Here is a 15321-nt window from a genome sequence, read left to right on the forward strand (position 1 = left end):
CGGGGCCCGGCGGATGCCGGGCCCCGCTCCTGTTTCTCTGCGGTGGAACAGCCCTTGATCAGCCGCGGGGCAGGACCAGAGACTGGACGTCCGGCAGGCCGCGCCAGTCGTTCGACGCGACCGTGGCGTGCGCCTTGGCCAGCAGCGCGACCCGAGCCGACGCATCCGACGCCGAAGGGCTGACGTCGTCGAGGGCCGGCGACACGTTCTGCGAGTCCGTCATGAACAGCAGGTAGTGATTGGTGTCGTACCAGCTCGTGTCGATGCCGTTGTTGACGTACGCGGACGCGTCACCGTCGAAGGCGACGAACCACGGCCGCAGCGTCGTGTCCGAGTAACGGGTGCGCGGGTCTCCCGACGCGGCGTTGTGGACCGAGGGGAAGATGTTCGCCTGCGCGGTCGTACCCGCGCTGTGCAGGTTGCGCAGGTAGGTCGCGTACTCCTTGTCCGTCCACAGGCTGTCGGTCGGGTTACCCTCCTCGACCGTGCCGGGGATGACCTCCAGCAGCACCTTGCCCGCCAGCTGCGCCCGGGTCGGCCAGTTCCCCGCCCTGGCCGCGTCGTCGAGGGTGGCGTACTGGCCGCCGCCGGGCTTGTTCAGCAGGTCGTTCGGCTTGTAGACCAGGCTGCCCAGGTGCGCGCTGATCGACTGGTCCAGCTTGGCCGGGCTCATCCCGAGATTGGCCTGGAAACCGGCCTTCATCTCCAGCTTGATGATCAGCGGCCCGTGACCCGGATGCGCGCCGAGCCACACGCGGACGTCGTCCAGGCAGCTCTCCAGATCCTTGTTCGCCCCGCCGGTGTACAGATCGGCGGCCGAGGAGGCGTTGACACAGTTGTTGCTGTTGCTGGTCAGGCTGCTGTGGCTGACCTTCCACTCCTGGGTGAAGACGTCGTCCCAGACGTCCAGCTCGATCATCGAGGTACCGGTGTCGAGCCCCTGCGCGAGATAGGTGAACGCACCGGGGTCGTACGTGTTGTGAATTCCGGACGTGGTGGTGCCGGACAGCTGGAGCGAGTTCGTGTCGTCGGCCGAGGCGGAGGCGGTGGCGCCTCCGGCTCCGGCTGCGCCGATCGCCAGGGCGAGACTCAGGGCGCCGAGCAGCGCGGTGCGCGGGACCGCGAGGGGGCGGAGGGAAAATCTACGGCGGTTCGTCGGGCCGGTCACGGGTCCTCCATCGTGGGGGTGAATCTCCGCCTGGACGGTGACGGTCGCACGTGAATCGACGGAGACATGACACGTAACGCGATCGAGAATCCTGCTGTCAGCTACGAATCCGGCCGATCTTCTCCGGACGTCGGACGCTGGTTCCCCTGCGGGAGAGCGGGAGGGCGCGAGCGCGTGGGCGCAGCGCCCCGGGACCGGCCGGCGCAGCACGCGGGGCGCCGGACGAACGGGACGAAGCCGTCGTGGGAGCCGCCCGGTTGCCCCGCGGAGGACTCCGAGGTCAGTCCTCCTCGGACTCTTCGGGACTGTCCTTGCTTTCGGCCATGATCTTTCCGCCGACGAAGACCACACCCAGGGCGAGCGCGGCACCGGCGCCGATCATGACTTTCTTGAACATCCCGTCCAGGAAGCGCTTGTTCTCGGTGTCCTTCTGGAACTCCAGCCGTCCGGTCTCCTGGATCTGCTCGATGAGGAACTTCTTCTCCTCCCAGGTCAAGTAGTCCTTGTCGAGCTCGTTCTTGAGGATCTGCCGGATCTCCTGGAAGGCGCGATGGACGTGCTCCTGGCTCTGCTTGTTGGCCGAGAGCGTGGACTCGTGCCGCTTCTCCATCGCGTTCACGGCGTCCATGGCGAAGTCCTTGAACGCGGGGAACTGCTCGACGATCTTCAGGGCGACTTCGGTGTCCATGTCGGGCATCATCGCGGCGAACCTGATCATCTTGTCCTTGGAGAGGTGCCTCCAGGAGTCGATCTCCAGCGCCTGCATGATCTGAGCCTCGTTCTTGTAGCCCATGCCGTGGTTCCGTTCGTCGTCCCGCCCCAATTCCCGGAATCCTAGCGGCGGCCTCCGACAGTCGGCGGCCGAGTCGTGGCGGTGCCTGGCGAGAGGCGTCCGGCGTGACACCTGGTGGGGTGCGCGTGGACGTACCTCGGGGGCGCTTGCGAGGTGCTCGGGGGTAGTTGGGGGTTGCTCGGGAGTGCCCCGGGAGTCGCTCGGGAGTCACTTGGCGGCGCTCGGGCGGCGACCGGGAGTCACTTGGCGGCGCTCCGGACGTACCTCGGGATGGTCGTGGAACGAGTTGGGACGTCATGGGACACCTTGGGACGCATGCGGGACACCGTGGGACGGGGCCCTGGCTCATGGTCCGTGGAACTGTCCGTGGGACGGCGGAATCCCTTGCGGAGCAGGCGTACGCAGGCCCGAAGAGCCCCTCGTACCGGCGCTTCCCGGGACGTCCGCCGGGCGTGGGACGCCGTGCGGATGCGCGAGAGAGGCGCCGGAGCGCTGTTACGTTTTTCGGCGTCGGACGGCAACTCGCCGTCCCTCCGGATCCGTTCACCGTCCGCTTGCCTCGACCCGCACGCGGACCGCATCACGGGGGACCACCCATCATGAAGTTCAAGCGCACGCTCGCCACCGTCGGCGCGGCCGCCGCCATCACCGCCGGACTGTTCACGCTCGGCCCGGCCGCGCAGGCCGCCATGCCGAGCTGCACCGACTACACCATCTACTACAGCGGCGACTTCTACGCGAAGTACCCGGTCGGCGCCGACGGCAGCAACTTCTGCTCCCTGCGCTCCGGCGCCAGCGGCCGGCAGGTGTACTACCTCCAGGAGACCCTGAACTACTGCTACGGCCAGGACCTCGGCACGATCGACGGCAAGTTCGGTCCCAGGACGGCGGCCGCCCTCGCCAGCGTGCAGAGGTCGCTCGGCATCGACGCCGACGGTGTCTACGGACCGCAGACCCGCGACAAGATCAAGTGGCACTGGATGACCCTGGAGGCCAGCAACCACTGCACCACCCTGTACGACGCGCACGCTCACTGATGATCTCCCCCGCCCGGGGAGACGGGGGATCAAGTCCCCGGGCGAGGGCCGCATTTCCGAGCAGGAATCCGCCTTCAGGGCGGGAGCCTCTCGATCCTGGCTTCACCCAACTGTTCCGTAAGTGAGAGTGACTCAGATGTCCCGCGATGCGAAGAACTTCCTCGGCCGAGTGGTGTGCGGTGCCGCTGCCGCCGTTGCCGTCATGAGCCTTTCGGCCGGTCCTGCCTCGGCGGTCGTCGGGGCGTCGTACGTCGGTGACGGCCACAGCAAGAACGCCCACGCCGTGTGGTGCGTGCAGCACCTCGTCAACGACTACCGCCGACGCGCCGGCAGTGCCGCCATCGCGGAGGACAGCGTCTGGGGCCGGCAGACCAGGGACGCGGTGTACGACTTCCAGGCCAACACCGACAACAGCGGCCCGGCCGACGGCGTCGTGGGCCCCCTGACCGGACGCGGCCTGCTGAACTACGACGCGACGGACATCTACGCCGGACACGGCTACTGCTTCGACTACCTGCCGACTCCTGCGGGCTTCTGACCCGGAAACGACGCCAGTTGACCACCACCTCGTACGAGGTGGTGGTCTTGTCGTATCCGGTGGCGATGTCGCGGAGAAGGACGGTACGACGTGGATGTGTACGAAGCGGTGGACAGCCGCCGCGCGGTACGGGCGTTCAGCGATGAACCGGTGTCCAGGGAGGTGCTCGAACGCGTACTGACCGCGGCGACGCGGGCACCGTCGAGCGGGAACCTCCAGCCCTGGCACCTGTACGTCGTGACCGGCGAGCCCTTGGCCGAACTGAAGCGGCGAGCGACGGCCAGGGCGCGGGCGGGAGATCCAGGTGACGAGCGTGAATATCCGATGTACCCGGCCGAGTTGACCTCACCGTATCTGGACCGCTTCGCGGCCGCGGCTGCCCAGCGCTACACATCGCTGGGAATCGAGCGCGACGACCCCGGCAGGCCCAAGAAGATCGCCACCTTGAACGCGGAGGCGTTCGGGGCACCGGTCGTGCTGTTCTGCTACCTCGACCGGACGATGGGGCCCGGGCAATGGGCGGACGCGGGCATGTATCTGCAGACGGTCATGCTGTTGCTGAGGGCGGAAGGGCTGCACAGTTGCCCCCAGGTGATGTGGACGATGTTCCGCAAGACCGTCGGCCAGGTGGTCGGGGCGGACGACGATCTCGTGCTGCTCTGCGGTGTCGCGGTGGGATTCGAGAAGAAGGACGCACCACGACTGCGCACCGGGCGGGCGGATTTGACGGAAACGGTGAGTTTCGTCGGTGGTGCGGAGTGACAGTTGCTTACGAGGCGATACTCCGCAGCAGGTAGAGCCCGCCGGCTTGGCGGGAACAGAGTGCTCGAGCGAGTCGGGTGGCGTCCTGTTGCCTTCAGTCCAGTGACCGTGTGACGCGGTCGGCGAAGTGTGTTTTGCTCGCTCGGGTGCGGCTGTGGCGTCGGTTCGAACGAAAGGTATGATCCGCTGCTGACCTGCGGGAAGTCCGAACAGGTGGCTTCCGGAGGGGGTGCGTGGTGGTAGGAGCGGTGCGCTTGCCGCGCTGGCAGGCCCGGCTTGCGAGTGGGGCCCTGATCGCGTTCGGCCTCGTGAGTCTGGCTCTCGTGCTGACGTCCTGGTACAAGTACCGGTTGCTGGCGGGAGCGTCGCCACCGAGGCCCTTCGTCAACAACCCGTTCGTCGAGGCCGACGTCTACTTCAGGAACCTGCTGGGCTGGCAGACGGGATTGCTGTTGCTGTCCCTGCTTCAGTTCAGCGTCTGGCTCGCCGATATGCGTGACGTCGCGGAGACGCTCTGGCCGGAGGGCCAACGTCGGCGCAGGGCGTGGCTGGTCTTCGGCTGGGTCCTGCCCGTGGCGCAGCTCTTCGTTCCCAAGATGTTCGTCAACGACCTTTGGGCCGCCTCCCGGCCGGAGGGTCGCCGCCGCCGTGGACATCCGCTGCTCACGGCGTGGTGGCTGGCTGTCCTGGCCGCGGCCAACGCGTACGGCCATGCCGTCGACGATCTGAAGAAGGCGGCCGACGTGGACCAGGCGCGTCATGCCCTGCGACAGCTGATGATCGGCGAGTCCCTGCACATCTGTGCCGTCGTGCTGTCGGTCACCGTGGTCTGGCAGCTCGTTCGCAGGCTGGAGCGCGCCAAGGCGGAGGCGTCCGTTGTGGTTCCACCGATGGACAACGGGGTTTCCGCACTCGGGTGATCTGGAGCTGATCCCCGGCCGGTGCCGATGTCCCGCGCCGGCGCCGATGTCACTGACGGACGGCCGTGACCAGCCACGCTGCCGTCCGCATATGTACGCCGGCCGCCCGCTCGTACGGGGCGAGGGCGGCGCGGAGAGCGGACCGTACGCGCTGCGCCGCCTCCCCGTCGCCCGCGGAGTCGAGAAGCTCCACCAGATGCCGCCCCGGCCCGGACCCCAGCAGGTGCTCGGCCGCGGCGTCGGCGTTGGGCCCGAAGTTGCCGAGTGCGTCCACCGCTTCGGTGCGTACGTCGTCGAAGCCGGCCTTGCCGAGAACCAGCCGTACGGTCGCCGGGTCGGCCAGCGAGAACATGCCCGGGCCCGCCGAGTCACCGGACGCCTGCGGCACGGAAGGCAGGGCCGCGCTCACCGCCCCGTACGCCTGCACCCACTCGCAGCGGGCCGGATCGGCCATGCACACGAACGCGAGCCGTCCGCCGGGACGCAGCGCGCGGGCGATGTTGCCGAACGCGGCCGTCGGATCCGCGAAGAACATGATCCCGAAGCGGCTCATGGCCACGTCGAAGGCGGCCTCCGCCAAGGGATGCACCTGGGCGTCGCCCTGCTCGAAGCCGATGTTGCTCAGGCCCTCCTCCGCGGCCAGCAGGCGCGCCCGGTCGAGCATGGGATTGGACAGATCCAGACCCAGAGCCGATCCCCGGGCCGCGGCGCGGGCGGCCAGTCGCGTGGTCTGGCCTGCCCCGCAGCCGACGTCGAGTACGCGGTCCGCGGGGCCGATCCCGGCCGCGGCGAGCAGGGGACCGTTGAACCCTTCGTTGATGGCGTTCCAGCGGTCGTGGTGATCGCTCCAGTGTCGGCCCTCGTCGCCGTTCCAGGCCTGGGACTGTGCGGTGTTGACGAGCTCGCGCATGAGATGACTCCTGCCGGGGAGCTAGTATGGGCGTCTGCCCATACCAAGGTATGAGCGTTTGCCCATACTGGCAAGTGTCGACAGGGCGATCTGGCGAAGTGTCGATAAGTCGACCGCCGGACGGCGAACGGGAGGAACCGATGTCACCACGCGGAGTAGCGATCCCCGACGTCAGGGAGCGGCTCTTCGCCGCGGCGGAGCGCGTGCTGGCGCGGGAGGGCACGGCCGGACTGAACAACCGGTCCGTGACCGAGGAGGCGGGCTGCGCGAAGGGGCTGCTCTACAACCACTTCACCGACCTGGACGATTTCGTGGCACAGCTCGTGCTGGACCGGTTCGCCCGGATCGCCGCGGAGGTGGACCCGCTGCCCGACCGGGCGGGCACCGGCACTGTGCACGAGAACCTCACCGTCGCGGCGCTCGCGATGCTCGGAGCGAACGGCCCCGCCATCGCCGCGGCCGCCGTCTCCCGCAACGAGGTCGCTCGGCGAGTGGCCCGGTCGTGGGCCGACGGCGCGCCCGGGCCGGGAGCCGTCGAAGACGCGATGACCCGCTACCTACAGGCCGAACAGCGACTGGGCCGCGTGGCCCCGGACGCCGACTGCCCCATGCTAGCGCTCGCCCTGACCGGCACGGTCCACCACCTCCTCATGCACCCGGGCCCACAACCGCAGGACGGCCCCGCCCTGATCCGCCGACTGGTCACGGCCCTGGTGCCCACCCCGGACGACGGCCGCTAGTGCCGCATCGGGCAACGTTCGCCCTGTCGACGACGGCGCGTAGGCGCCGGTCGTCGGCATGGCGGTTTCGTCGGATGCTGCAGCGGCGGCTCATGTCCCGGACCCGGTCGTGGCTGGTGAATGACACCTCGGCGATCCTCGCCACCGGCGTGCCCTGCGCGGGCAACAGTGCCATCTGAGCCCGCCGACAGGTCACCACCGACCCGGTGCCCCTGCGGACGATCCGGAGCGGCCGCCTGCCCTCGTCGTCATCGATCCTACGGGCCTGCACATGTCCAGCCACGTGATCATCCTGGCCCGGCCCACCGCGCAGGGAACCACCCGCGCGGCGGACGGTTACGATGCAAACATTGTGAGCGCGCGGGTTAGTTCGGCGTCGTACTGATCGGCGTCGAAGTGAAAACCGGGAGGGTGCGCCGCATCAACGGGTCCCTGCCAGTCGGACCACTCCACGATCCCACCGTGACGCTGCACGAACACAGACAGGTAGCCACAGCATCCGCCCGTGCACTCGGGCTCACCCAGTACTACACGACGTCCCTCGCTGGTCGCCCAGAGTGGCCCCCGGCCCTCGGCCGGCAACATCTCCTCGACAAACGGGCCGCGGCCTCCTTCTCCGATCGCCGCAGCCACCACTTCCTCGCCGTCGATCCGGAAAGACAACTGGGCAGCCCAACGGGGTCCAGGTGGCAACATGCTGACCTCAAGCCGATTGAACACCCGCGCACCCTACGTGAGGACTGGCCGACGCAGTGCCGCTCCTACGAGTCAATGCGGGCGTCTGGCCGACTGCCAGTCGACGCCCGAAGAGGCGAACGTTGCCTGATACGGCACTAGGTGGGCCGAACGACCTTGGGCTTGGGCTACCGGGAGACAAACGGCAGCGGCGGTCGGCGAACGACATACATGCCGTGCCGGTCGACATCCCCAGGTGATCGGCCCGGCCGCAAACGCGCGGATCACGGCGATGCCTTGTAGCCGGGAACGGAGGGCCAGCGGACCGTCAGGACCACCGACTCCTCCTCCGCGAACCAGGAGTGATCGACGCCCCGGCCCCACACGACGTAGTCACCTTGCTCAGCCAACAGGACGCTGCGGCCGGGGAGTTCGACCCGGAAGCGTCCGCTGATGAGCACCAGCAGGGCGGTGCGCTCTTCGCCCGTCACCCAGAGGGCTCGCTCGTCGCCCTTCGGGTGGACGCCCCATTTGATCTCCACGGCCTCGCTGTGCCGAGGGTCGGATGCGTCCTTGAAGTGCCCCAGTAGCCACCCCCGGTCCAGTGCCGCGTCGCTGCCCGCATTGCCCACGTACACACGGTCGGTCATGACCCGGAAGGTAGCAGCCACGCACCTCCGCGCGAGGGTGGGAGCGCCCCCTGTACGGGCATGATGTCGCCGCCGAGCCGAGGGGAGGCCCAAGTCGAAACTCGCGTGTGGCGAGCGTTCAGGTTCGTACAGACTGCGTGGATGGTCGCTGACACTCCCCGGTCACCTCACCGCACGGCCCTGCGGCACGTGGCAGCGCGGTCGTTCGGAACCCCTCTCGCTCCCGAGCTGAAGGTGACCATGAACTTTCACCCTGACCGCATGGGTGATCGGCTCCTTCTTGATCGGATGAGGGAAGACGGCTTCTACTACTCACAGTTCGTGACCGGCACCAGCAATGGTGGCCTGACCGCCCATCCGGGCGGAGACCGGTGGCGCTGGGAGAGTCGCATCTTCGGCGGCGCGTACGATCACGCGGCGGCCAGGGAGCGCCCGGTCTACGGGGCGCTGAACCACCGCGACTCGCAGGTCGGCGGGGCGCCTAGGTTCGGCTCCTCGCATTTCCGGCTCACCACCGACACCCTCGAACGCGCGACCTTCTGCTATCCGGACAGCTCGACGGAGCCCACGGCCTTTGCTGTGGCGTCCCGCTTCGCACTCATCGGCATAGCCGAGGCCGACGGGCTGGACGCCCTGGACGGGCACATCGAGGCTCACGTGCACGGATCCGTCAGATTCGACCGGGACGTCGAGGCCTTGGTTCTGGATCCCAGTTACCGCGGCACGGAGGTGGAGGAGGCGGCCCGCCGGCTTCCGTGCCCGGTCGAGTGGCACCCAGGTTTCCGGCTGACCGTGGAGCATCTGCGGCGACACCCTGAGTACCGGGGTCAGGAGTACGTCGACCTGGGTGCCGAGATCGCGGTCGACGGCTGTCTGGATCCCTGGGCGATCGGCAGGGCCGCCCGCACAGGCTGCTACGACGCGCAGGCGCTCAAGAAGGTCTGGCACTGCTTGGCACGCTTCGGCGCCCCGCCTCGGAGTTGACCATGATCCGGCCGTGATCTCGACGCTTCCGTGCAGGTCAGGCGTCATGGATGATGGCGCGATGAGCGACATCGGCGATGCCCACGTGAAGGTTCACTTCCGAATGGAGGTGGACGAGGACGGCTGGCCTCCGGTGCCGGTCGAGAGCCTGTGGGCCGTGGACCTGGGCGATGGGACCGTGCGCTTGGACAACACCCCGTGGTTCGTCCGCGGGGTCGCGAGCGGCGACATCGTCAAGGTCGAGACCGACGACGAGGGCCTGAGGTGGGCCGAGGAGACCGTTCGTGCCTCGGGCAACTGCACCGTCCGGTTGATCGTGCTGAGGGACGGAGGTTCCGCGGCGGCCAGACAGACCGTGCTGGACAGCTTTCATCGGTTCGGTACGACGGGTGAGGGCATCGAGCAGTTCCGGATGGTCGCGCTGGACGTCCCGCCGACGGCGGACCTTCCGCGGATCCGCCGGCTGCTGGAGCACGGCGAAGCCGAGGAATGGTGGCAGTGGGAGGAGGGGTGCATCACTGCGGCCTGGACGGCTACGGACTCGGACCAGGGCGCGTCCGGTGAATCGCTCGGCATCTGACCGACCTGCACTACTCACCCTCGACGGCACCGACCACGCCAGCCACAAAGAGCAAGGCAGCGTGATCCGCCGCTACGTCATCCGGCGGGACAAGCACGTCACCGACGCACGCCTCCACAGCCGGCAGTACGTCGGACTCGTTCCGCGCCGGGGTCAGCGTTCGTACGTTCCTGTCAGTCGGCCGCGGGCCAGGACAGGGGCGGTGATGGTGGGGAGGAGGGCGCGAGGTCGTTTTCGGTCCGGGGGTGTTGTGGTGGGGGTGTTGTCCAACGGGGCCGCGAGGGCGAACAGTTCGAAGATGTAGCGGTGCGGGCCGTGGCCCTTGATGGGGCCGGGGCCGTGGTATCCGCGCCCGATCGTGGACCGTAGCAGTCGCACTCCCGAAGCGGGCCGTCGCGTCGCCAGGGCACCCGGGTCCAGGTGGCCGGCTGCCGGGTCGATCAGGGCGAGGCAGTGCACGGCGGGCTTGGCGAGAGGGACGTCAATGTCCTCGACGACCAGCAGGAGTTGAGCGGTTCCGGTCGGTGGCGCGGTCCAGGCCAGGTGGGGGGAGACGTCGTCGCCACCGATGGTCTTCGCGCAGTGCCGCAGCGACATGGCCTGACCGTCGCCGAAGTCCTCGCTGGTGAGGGTCAGCGTGTCAGGGCCTTCGAGGTTCGGCAGCCGCCACGCCGTGTGGGTCTCGCCCGCCCTGCGGTTGTTGAGAAGTCGGCCGAGCAGTGTCATCGCGTCGCCTCGATCATCTTGATGACCTCGTCGGTGGTGGCGGTCTCGCCGAGCTTGGGGAAGACGCGTTCGACGCTGTGACGGTGGGAGTCGGCATCGGGGTCGTACATGGCATCCGTGGCCAGGACGACGTGATAGCCGTGGTCGGAGGCCGAGCGTGCGGTCGACTCGACGCCCGAACTGGTCGAGATCCCGGCCAGCACGGTCTGGGTGACGCCCAGGTCCCGCAGGAGGGTGTCGAGCCCGGTGTCGTGGAACGCGCTGCGCCGTCGCTTGCTGATCAGATGGTCGGTGGGCCGGACGTCGAGCTCGTCGACGAGATCGGCCCAGTCCGACGGCGGCACGGAGCCGTTTCCGGACCGTACGGTCTCGGTGCGTCCCGGCGCGCGTCCGGTGACGTTGACCAGGACCACGGGCAGGCCATGCCGCCGGAACGCGGCGGCCAGTCGGGTCGCCTGCTCCACGGCGGTCGTGACCGGCTTGCCGGCTTGGGCGGAGACGATGCCCTTTTGCAGGTCGATCACGACCAGCGCGGACGAGGGGTCGATCGTTGTCAGTGTCATGGTGCTCGTGCTGCTCATTTCTCCCGTGGAGGCCGGCAGATCGCCGGCTCGGGTCCGTGGTGGTCTCGGAGTTGGCGGCGGAGATGGGGCCGCCCTGTGCGCCCGGTGCGCCGGGAAACGTGTCGGGCAGGGTCGCGGCCGAGTTCGCGGTCGGGGCTTCACCGCTGGTGTCCCTCGCCCACCCGTCCGGCGCGAAGCCGGGTCGCTCCGTGCCCGCCGTCGGTCCGGAGCGCGCCACCTGGGGAGTCGGTCTTCCGCCTCGTCGGACCGTGCGCGTCAGATGCTCTGGGCCAGTCTCTCCAGCAGCGGTGCGACCGCGGCCAGTTGCTCCAGTTCCGCCGGCGTGAACGAGCCGTTGGTCAGGGTCCGGGCGATGAGTTCGGCCCGCTCGTTGCGCTTGTCCCTCAGCGCCTGGAGACCGGCCTCGGTCACGGTCAGTACCGCCCGCCTGCCGTCGCCGGGATCCGGACGCCGCTCGACCAGGCCACGGGCCCGCAGCGCGGCGAGCGTCGCCCCCATCGCCTGCGCGGTGATCTGTACGTCCCGGGCCAGCGCCGAGGAGGTGGTGGGGCCCGAGCGGTCCAGGTGCGACAGTGCCGTCCGTTCGGGCATCGTGAGTCCGCCTTCGACGGGCACTTGGCGCACCCGCCGCACCAGCACGCTGATACTGGCCAGCAGGGCCGAGGCGACATGATCGGCGGGCAGGTCATCGCTCATATACTAAGGCTACTTTATCAATCTGCCTTAGTGAAATCGTTCCGACCTGCGCCCCGGTGCCGTCGGCGCGCGACAAGGCACACCGGTCCCCGTCCGGTCAGTCCTCGCGGCCCGGGCTCTCGGCGACGGCCACGCGACCCGACCGCAGGGACGTCCGTCCGCGGGCCGGGCCGCCGTGGGCGTGTGTGAGGCTCTGGAGGTCGTTGTCGGACACGACCCGCAGGCCGTACTCCGCGAGGAGAGCAGCCATCCGCCGAGGCTTCCACAGTGAGCGCCACGGTTCTCCCGAGGTGACGGCGCCGCCGATCACCCGGGTCAGCAACCGGCCCGCGGACGCCCTCGCGGACGGCGTCTGGTAGTTGACGACGAGGACACTGCCCGGGACCGTCCGTGCGGCGAGCGCGGCCACCGTCGCGCGCACCTCGTCGCGCGTGAGGTAGGGGACGACGCCTTCCCACAGCCATGTCGTCGGTACGCGGGGGTCGTGCCCGGCGCCGTCGAGCGCCGCGCCGAGGTCGTCGACGGAGAAGTCGACGGGCGTGAACCGCACGGAACGCGCGACGGCGGGCAGTTCGGCCACGGGACGGCCGTCCTCCTCCGGCCCGCTGACCTGTTGTGCGGCCTCGGTGAGGCGGGCTCGCTTGTCCCGCTGGGAGGCCGGATGGTCGATCTCCCACACGTCCGTCCGCGCGAGCTCGGGCAGACGCCACGCGCGCGTGTCCAGACCGGCTCCGAGAATCACGAGCTGGCTGGTCACGCGGGCGCGCAGGGCCTCGTCGATCGCGACCGTGCGCGGCACCATCACTTCGGCGCAGGCCCGTACGCTCTCGTACCGCGACCGCGCCTGCCAGCCCTCCGGCGGCGATTCCGTCCGTACCTGGTCCACGGGTACGCGTTCCTCGGCGCGCAGCAGGCGCACCGCCACCGGATCCGAGAACCGGCCGGCAGCGGCTCTCCCGTCCGCCGCGGCCCGCCCCTGGCACACCAGTACCGCTGTCCGGCTCGCCGTTCGCTCGATCTCGTTCACGGGGCCCTATTCAACCCGATCCCGGCCCGGCCGACCCTGGCGGCGGCGGACGGCGCATCTCGGCGGGCGGGTGATCGGGGCTGATCGCCGTACGGTACTGGCGGCGCGGCCGGGCCGTTTGCGCTCAGGGGTGGTCGTGCCATGAGACGGCCGTGATGCGCCAGCCGTGCGGGGTGCGGACGAACTGGATGGTCTTGGTTCCGCCTCCCTCGAACGGCTCGCCGTCCAGGATTCCGGACTTGCGGTATTCGCTGGTCCGAGAAGCGATGTCTCCGGTGGTCAGTGTCTCCTCGGAGGTTTCCCACTCGGAGAACTCGACGAGGCGGCCGTCGGCCAGGAGTTGCCGGCGGGGTTCGATGAACTCGTCCACGGTGTAGACGGTGAAGTCCGGGCCGGTCTTGACGATCACGCCGCCGGGGAGCAGGAGTTGACGGATCCGGTCCACGTCGGCGGGGGTACCACCCCGGTTGTCGAAGGCGCCGAAGAACTGGGTGGTCAGTGCGTCTATCTCGGTCTTGGACATGGCGTGACGGTAACAGTGAGGGGTTGGGGGGCCGGGCTGTGGTGGCGGTCCTGAAGTCGTCGTGAGCAAAGGGACCGGGACTTGTCAGTCCGTGGGGGCTGTGGTGATGACAGTAGTGAAATGTGGGTTGTTGTCCTGTGTGGCGGTGATGTGGAACGTCGTGTGGTCCGTGGCGTCGTGCCGGGGGAGTGAGGTCGCGGTGATGGTGCACGGAGTGTGGAGTTTCACGGGGTGGTGGTAGGTGGCGCGTATGTCGATGGGGAGGACGCGGTAGGGCGTGTTGACCGCTTGCGCGGCCTGGCGGGCGGCCTCCAGGAGCAGCATCGGGGGGACGTGGTCGACGAGGTGGCCGCGGAGCGCGGGGTGAGCGGGGTCGATCCGCAGTTGCCAGGTGTGCGTGGCGGGTCCGGTGCGGGTGGTGGGGGAGGCGAGGACCACGTCGCGGGAGTTTAGACGCCCCACGACGGGTGGTGGCAGGGCTTCGGGCAGGGGCGGCAGGCCGGTGGGCGGGCGTCTCGGCGAGCCGGGGCGGGTCGTGCGCGGTTGGGCGTGCGCGGTGGGTGGCAGGTAGTGGAGGCTGATGCGGCCGGCGCCGACGAAGGTGTCGTTGTCGCGCAGGAGCTCGGCTTCCATGGTCATGGCCGTCCCGGCCCCGCCCTCGACGCCAGAGGCTGTGACCGCGTCCGCGCCCCCGCCCGCACTCGTCCCCAGGTCCGTGTCCGTGTCCGGTTCCGGGTCGGGGGTGCGGGCCAGTTCGAGTCGGATGTCGGCCGGCCCGGGGCTGGTCAGGAGAGCGGCCGGGACGACCTCGATGTCCAGCTCGTCGACGACCCAGCGGTGGCCGCGGGGGATCCCGTAGTAGTTCTGGCCGACCAGTAACGACGCCGTTCTCAAGGACTCGGCGGCCAGCAGGGGGTCGTGCCAGGTGTCGGCGATGGGCGTGTGGAAGGTGTTCGCCGTGGGCCATTGGGCGCTGACGGCGTAGGTGTCGGTGCCGGTCCGCTGCCAGTGGGTGACCACCACGTCCGAGGTGGCGGAGGCGGACGCGGGAGCGGCGGTGGGGCTGGGGGCGTCGGGGTCATGGGGCGGGGTGTGCCGGTGGGAGGGCCCGCCGCGGCGGGGAGTGTGGTCCGGTGCCGGGACCGCGGGCTGGGGGTCGGCGAAAGACACGCGGGTCTGCCCTTCTTGTGGCCGGCGGCGGGCCGGGGTCAGGCGATCAGTTCGGCGAAGCGTCCGGCGTGGAAGACCAGCGGGCCCTGGCCGTCGGTGATGGCGCCCTCTAGGGCGTCGGCGATGACCAGTTCGTGGTCGCCGGCCTGGTGGACCGTGGTGATACGGCAGTCCAGCCAGCCCAGACCGTCCGCGGGTATCGGGTGCCCGGCGCTGGTGAAGTCCCACGCGCTGTCGCTGAAACGGTCGACGCCCTTGGTGGCGAAGGTGCGGCACAGCTGTGCGTGCTGTCCGCCCAGGATGGTCACCGCGAAGCTTCCCTGCTCCCGGATCGCGGGCCAGGTGGTCGACGTGGACGCCGCGCACAGGGCGATCAGCGGCGGGTCGAGGGAGACGGAGGTGAAGGAATTGACGGCCATGCCCACCGGTCCCGCCGGTGTCTGTGCGGTGACCAGGACGACCCCGGTGGTGAACCGGCCCAGGATGTTGCGAAACGAACGCTGCTCCAGCATGTGCTCTCCCGCTGAAATACCGGCTAGGCGCCGACGGACGAAGAAGACGATGAAGAGGACCGACAAGGAAGACTTACGAGCAAGACCTGCGAAGAAGACCTGCGAAGAAGCCCTACGAAGAAGACCTACGAAGAAGACCTACGAGGACGAAGGCGGGGGCGAGGTCGAGGCGGGCCGGGGGCCGGCGGGGGGGCGGGGGGGGGGCCCCCCCCCCCCCACCGCGCCACCCCCCCCCCCCCGGGGGTGTGCGCCGCCCCCGTCCCCACGGTGCGGCGCGATACAGGCCGACGTCCGGTCATCCCACGGACAAAGGCCTGAGACTCAGG

At 69.3% G+C, this 15321-nt stretch carries 18 protein-coding genes and 1 pseudogene; 7 read left to right on the forward strand and 12 right to left on the reverse strand.

From position 1 onward, the window contains the following. Positions 1-58: 58 nt before the first annotated feature. Together ACFWI4_RS15665 and ACFWI4_RS15670 are read right to left on the reverse strand one after the other, a co-directional pair. Complete coding sequence (locus tag ACFWI4_RS15665) at positions 59-1168, reverse strand: phosphatidylinositol-specific phospholipase C domain-containing protein (protein ID WP_387195843.1); 1110 nt, start codon at positions 1166-1168, stop codon at positions 59-61. 280 nt (positions 1169-1448) lie between these two features. Then, complete coding sequence (locus ACFWI4_RS15670; protein ID WP_387195845.1) at positions 1449-1961, reverse strand: hypothetical protein; 513 nt, start codon at positions 1959-1961, stop codon at positions 1449-1451. A 599-nt stretch (positions 1962-2560) separates the two neighbouring features. On the opposite strand from ACFWI4_RS15670, the gene ACFWI4_RS15675 reads away from it, so the two are divergent. From ACFWI4_RS15675 to ACFWI4_RS15690, 4 genes are all read left to right on the forward strand, one after another. Beyond that, entirely contained in the window at positions 2561-2998 is a 438-nt protein-coding gene (locus ACFWI4_RS15675; RefSeq protein WP_385406199.1) for a peptidoglycan-binding protein, read from the forward strand. Between the two features lie 136 nt (positions 2999-3134). Beyond that, positions 3135-3536 (forward strand): peptidoglycan-binding domain-containing protein, encoded by a 402-nt coding sequence (locus ACFWI4_RS15680; RefSeq protein ID WP_387195848.1) that lies wholly within the window; start codon positions 3135-3137, stop codon positions 3534-3536. Between the two features lie 90 nt (positions 3537-3626). Next, the gene (locus tag ACFWI4_RS15685; RefSeq protein WP_387195851.1) at positions 3627-4298 is read left to right on the forward strand and encodes a nitroreductase; all 672 of its coding nucleotides are present in this window, start codon (positions 3627-3629) and stop codon (positions 4296-4298) included. Between the two features lie 254 nt (positions 4299-4552). Further along, complete coding sequence (locus tag ACFWI4_RS15690) at positions 4553-5218, forward strand: DUF4328 domain-containing protein (protein WP_387195854.1); 666 nt, start codon at positions 4553-4555, stop codon at positions 5216-5218. 49 nt (positions 5219-5267) lie between these two features. On the opposite strand, the gene ACFWI4_RS15695 is transcribed toward ACFWI4_RS15690, so the two are convergent. Continuing rightward, positions 5268-6128 carry a class I SAM-dependent methyltransferase gene (locus tag ACFWI4_RS15695; RefSeq protein ID WP_387195857.1) on the reverse strand — a complete coding sequence of 287 codons (861 nt, stop codon included), beginning with the start codon at positions 6126-6128 and terminating at the stop codon, positions 5268-5270. A gap of 140 nt (positions 6129-6268) precedes the next feature. On the opposite strand from ACFWI4_RS15695, the gene ACFWI4_RS15700 reads away from it, so the two are divergent. Beyond that, positions 6269-6868 carry a TetR/AcrR family transcriptional regulator gene (locus tag ACFWI4_RS15700; RefSeq protein ID WP_387195860.1) on the forward strand — a complete coding sequence of 200 codons (600 nt, stop codon included), beginning with the start codon at positions 6269-6271 and terminating at the stop codon, positions 6866-6868. Positions 6869-6959: 91 nt separating this feature from the next. On the opposite strand, the pseudogene ACFWI4_RS15705 reads toward ACFWI4_RS15700, so the two are convergent. Together ACFWI4_RS15705 and ACFWI4_RS15710 are read right to left on the reverse strand one after the other, a co-directional pair. After that, positions 6960-7151, reverse strand: a pseudogene (locus ACFWI4_RS15705) (IS630 family transposase); the annotation flags it as partial. A 676-nt stretch (positions 7152-7827) separates the two neighbouring features. After that, complete coding sequence (locus ACFWI4_RS15710) at positions 7828-8193, reverse strand: signal peptidase I (protein WP_387195863.1); 366 nt, start codon at positions 8191-8193, stop codon at positions 7828-7830. A gap of 141 nt (positions 8194-8334) precedes the next feature. On the opposite strand from ACFWI4_RS15710, the gene ACFWI4_RS15715 reads away from it, so the two are divergent. Both ACFWI4_RS15715 and ACFWI4_RS15720 read left to right on the forward strand, forming a co-directional pair. Next, positions 8335-9177: a DUF3626 domain-containing protein gene (locus tag ACFWI4_RS15715; RefSeq protein WP_387195866.1), complete on the forward strand. Its 843-nt coding sequence runs from the start codon at positions 8335-8337 to the stop codon at positions 9175-9177. 61 nt (positions 9178-9238) lie between these two features. Continuing rightward, entirely contained in the window at positions 9239-9757 is a 519-nt protein-coding gene (locus ACFWI4_RS15720; RefSeq protein ID WP_387195869.1) for a DUF4265 domain-containing protein, read from the forward strand. 153 nt (positions 9758-9910) lie between these two features. Here the strand turns inward: ACFWI4_RS15720 and ACFWI4_RS15725 are convergent, their stop codons facing one another. From ACFWI4_RS15725 to ACFWI4_RS15755, 7 genes are all read right to left on the reverse strand, one after another. Further along, positions 9911-10483, reverse strand: a complete 573-nt coding sequence (locus ACFWI4_RS15725) for a YbhB/YbcL family Raf kinase inhibitor-like protein (protein ID WP_387195872.1) — start codon at positions 10481-10483, stop codon at positions 9911-9913. Beyond that, on the reverse strand, positions 10480-11046 hold the full coding sequence (locus tag ACFWI4_RS15730) for an isochorismatase family cysteine hydrolase (protein ID WP_387195875.1): 567 nt from the start codon (positions 11044-11046) through the stop codon (positions 10480-10482). Before ACFWI4_RS15730 ends, ACFWI4_RS15725 begins: the two co-directional genes overlap by 4 nt. 276 nt (positions 11047-11322) lie before the next feature. Beyond that, positions 11323-11763, reverse strand: a complete 441-nt coding sequence (locus ACFWI4_RS15735; protein WP_387195878.1) for a MarR family winged helix-turn-helix transcriptional regulator — start codon at positions 11761-11763, stop codon at positions 11323-11325. Between the two features lie 97 nt (positions 11764-11860). After that, complete coding sequence (locus ACFWI4_RS15740; protein WP_387195881.1) at positions 11861-12790, reverse strand: class I SAM-dependent methyltransferase; 930 nt, start codon at positions 12788-12790, stop codon at positions 11861-11863. 124 nt (positions 12791-12914) lie between these two features. Next, positions 12915-13313, reverse strand: coding sequence for a nuclear transport factor 2 family protein (locus ACFWI4_RS15745; RefSeq protein ID WP_387195884.1), 399 nt, complete (start codon positions 13311-13313; stop codon positions 12915-12917). Positions 13314-13397: 84 nt separating this feature from the next. Beyond that, a complete protein-coding gene (locus tag ACFWI4_RS15750; RefSeq protein ID WP_387195887.1) occupies positions 13398-14483 on the reverse strand; it encodes a ScbA/BarX family gamma-butyrolactone biosynthesis protein in 1086 nt (361 codons plus the stop codon). 38 nt (positions 14484-14521) lie between these two features. Next, on the reverse strand, positions 14522-14995 hold the full coding sequence (locus ACFWI4_RS15755) for a flavin reductase family protein (RefSeq protein WP_385406157.1): 474 nt from the start codon (positions 14993-14995) through the stop codon (positions 14522-14524). Positions 14996-15321: the final 326 nt, after the last annotated feature.

Source organism: Streptomyces sp. NPDC127038 (assembly GCF_042725875.1).
Lineage (GTDB): Bacteria > Actinomycetota > Actinomycetes > Streptomycetales > Streptomycetaceae > Streptomyces.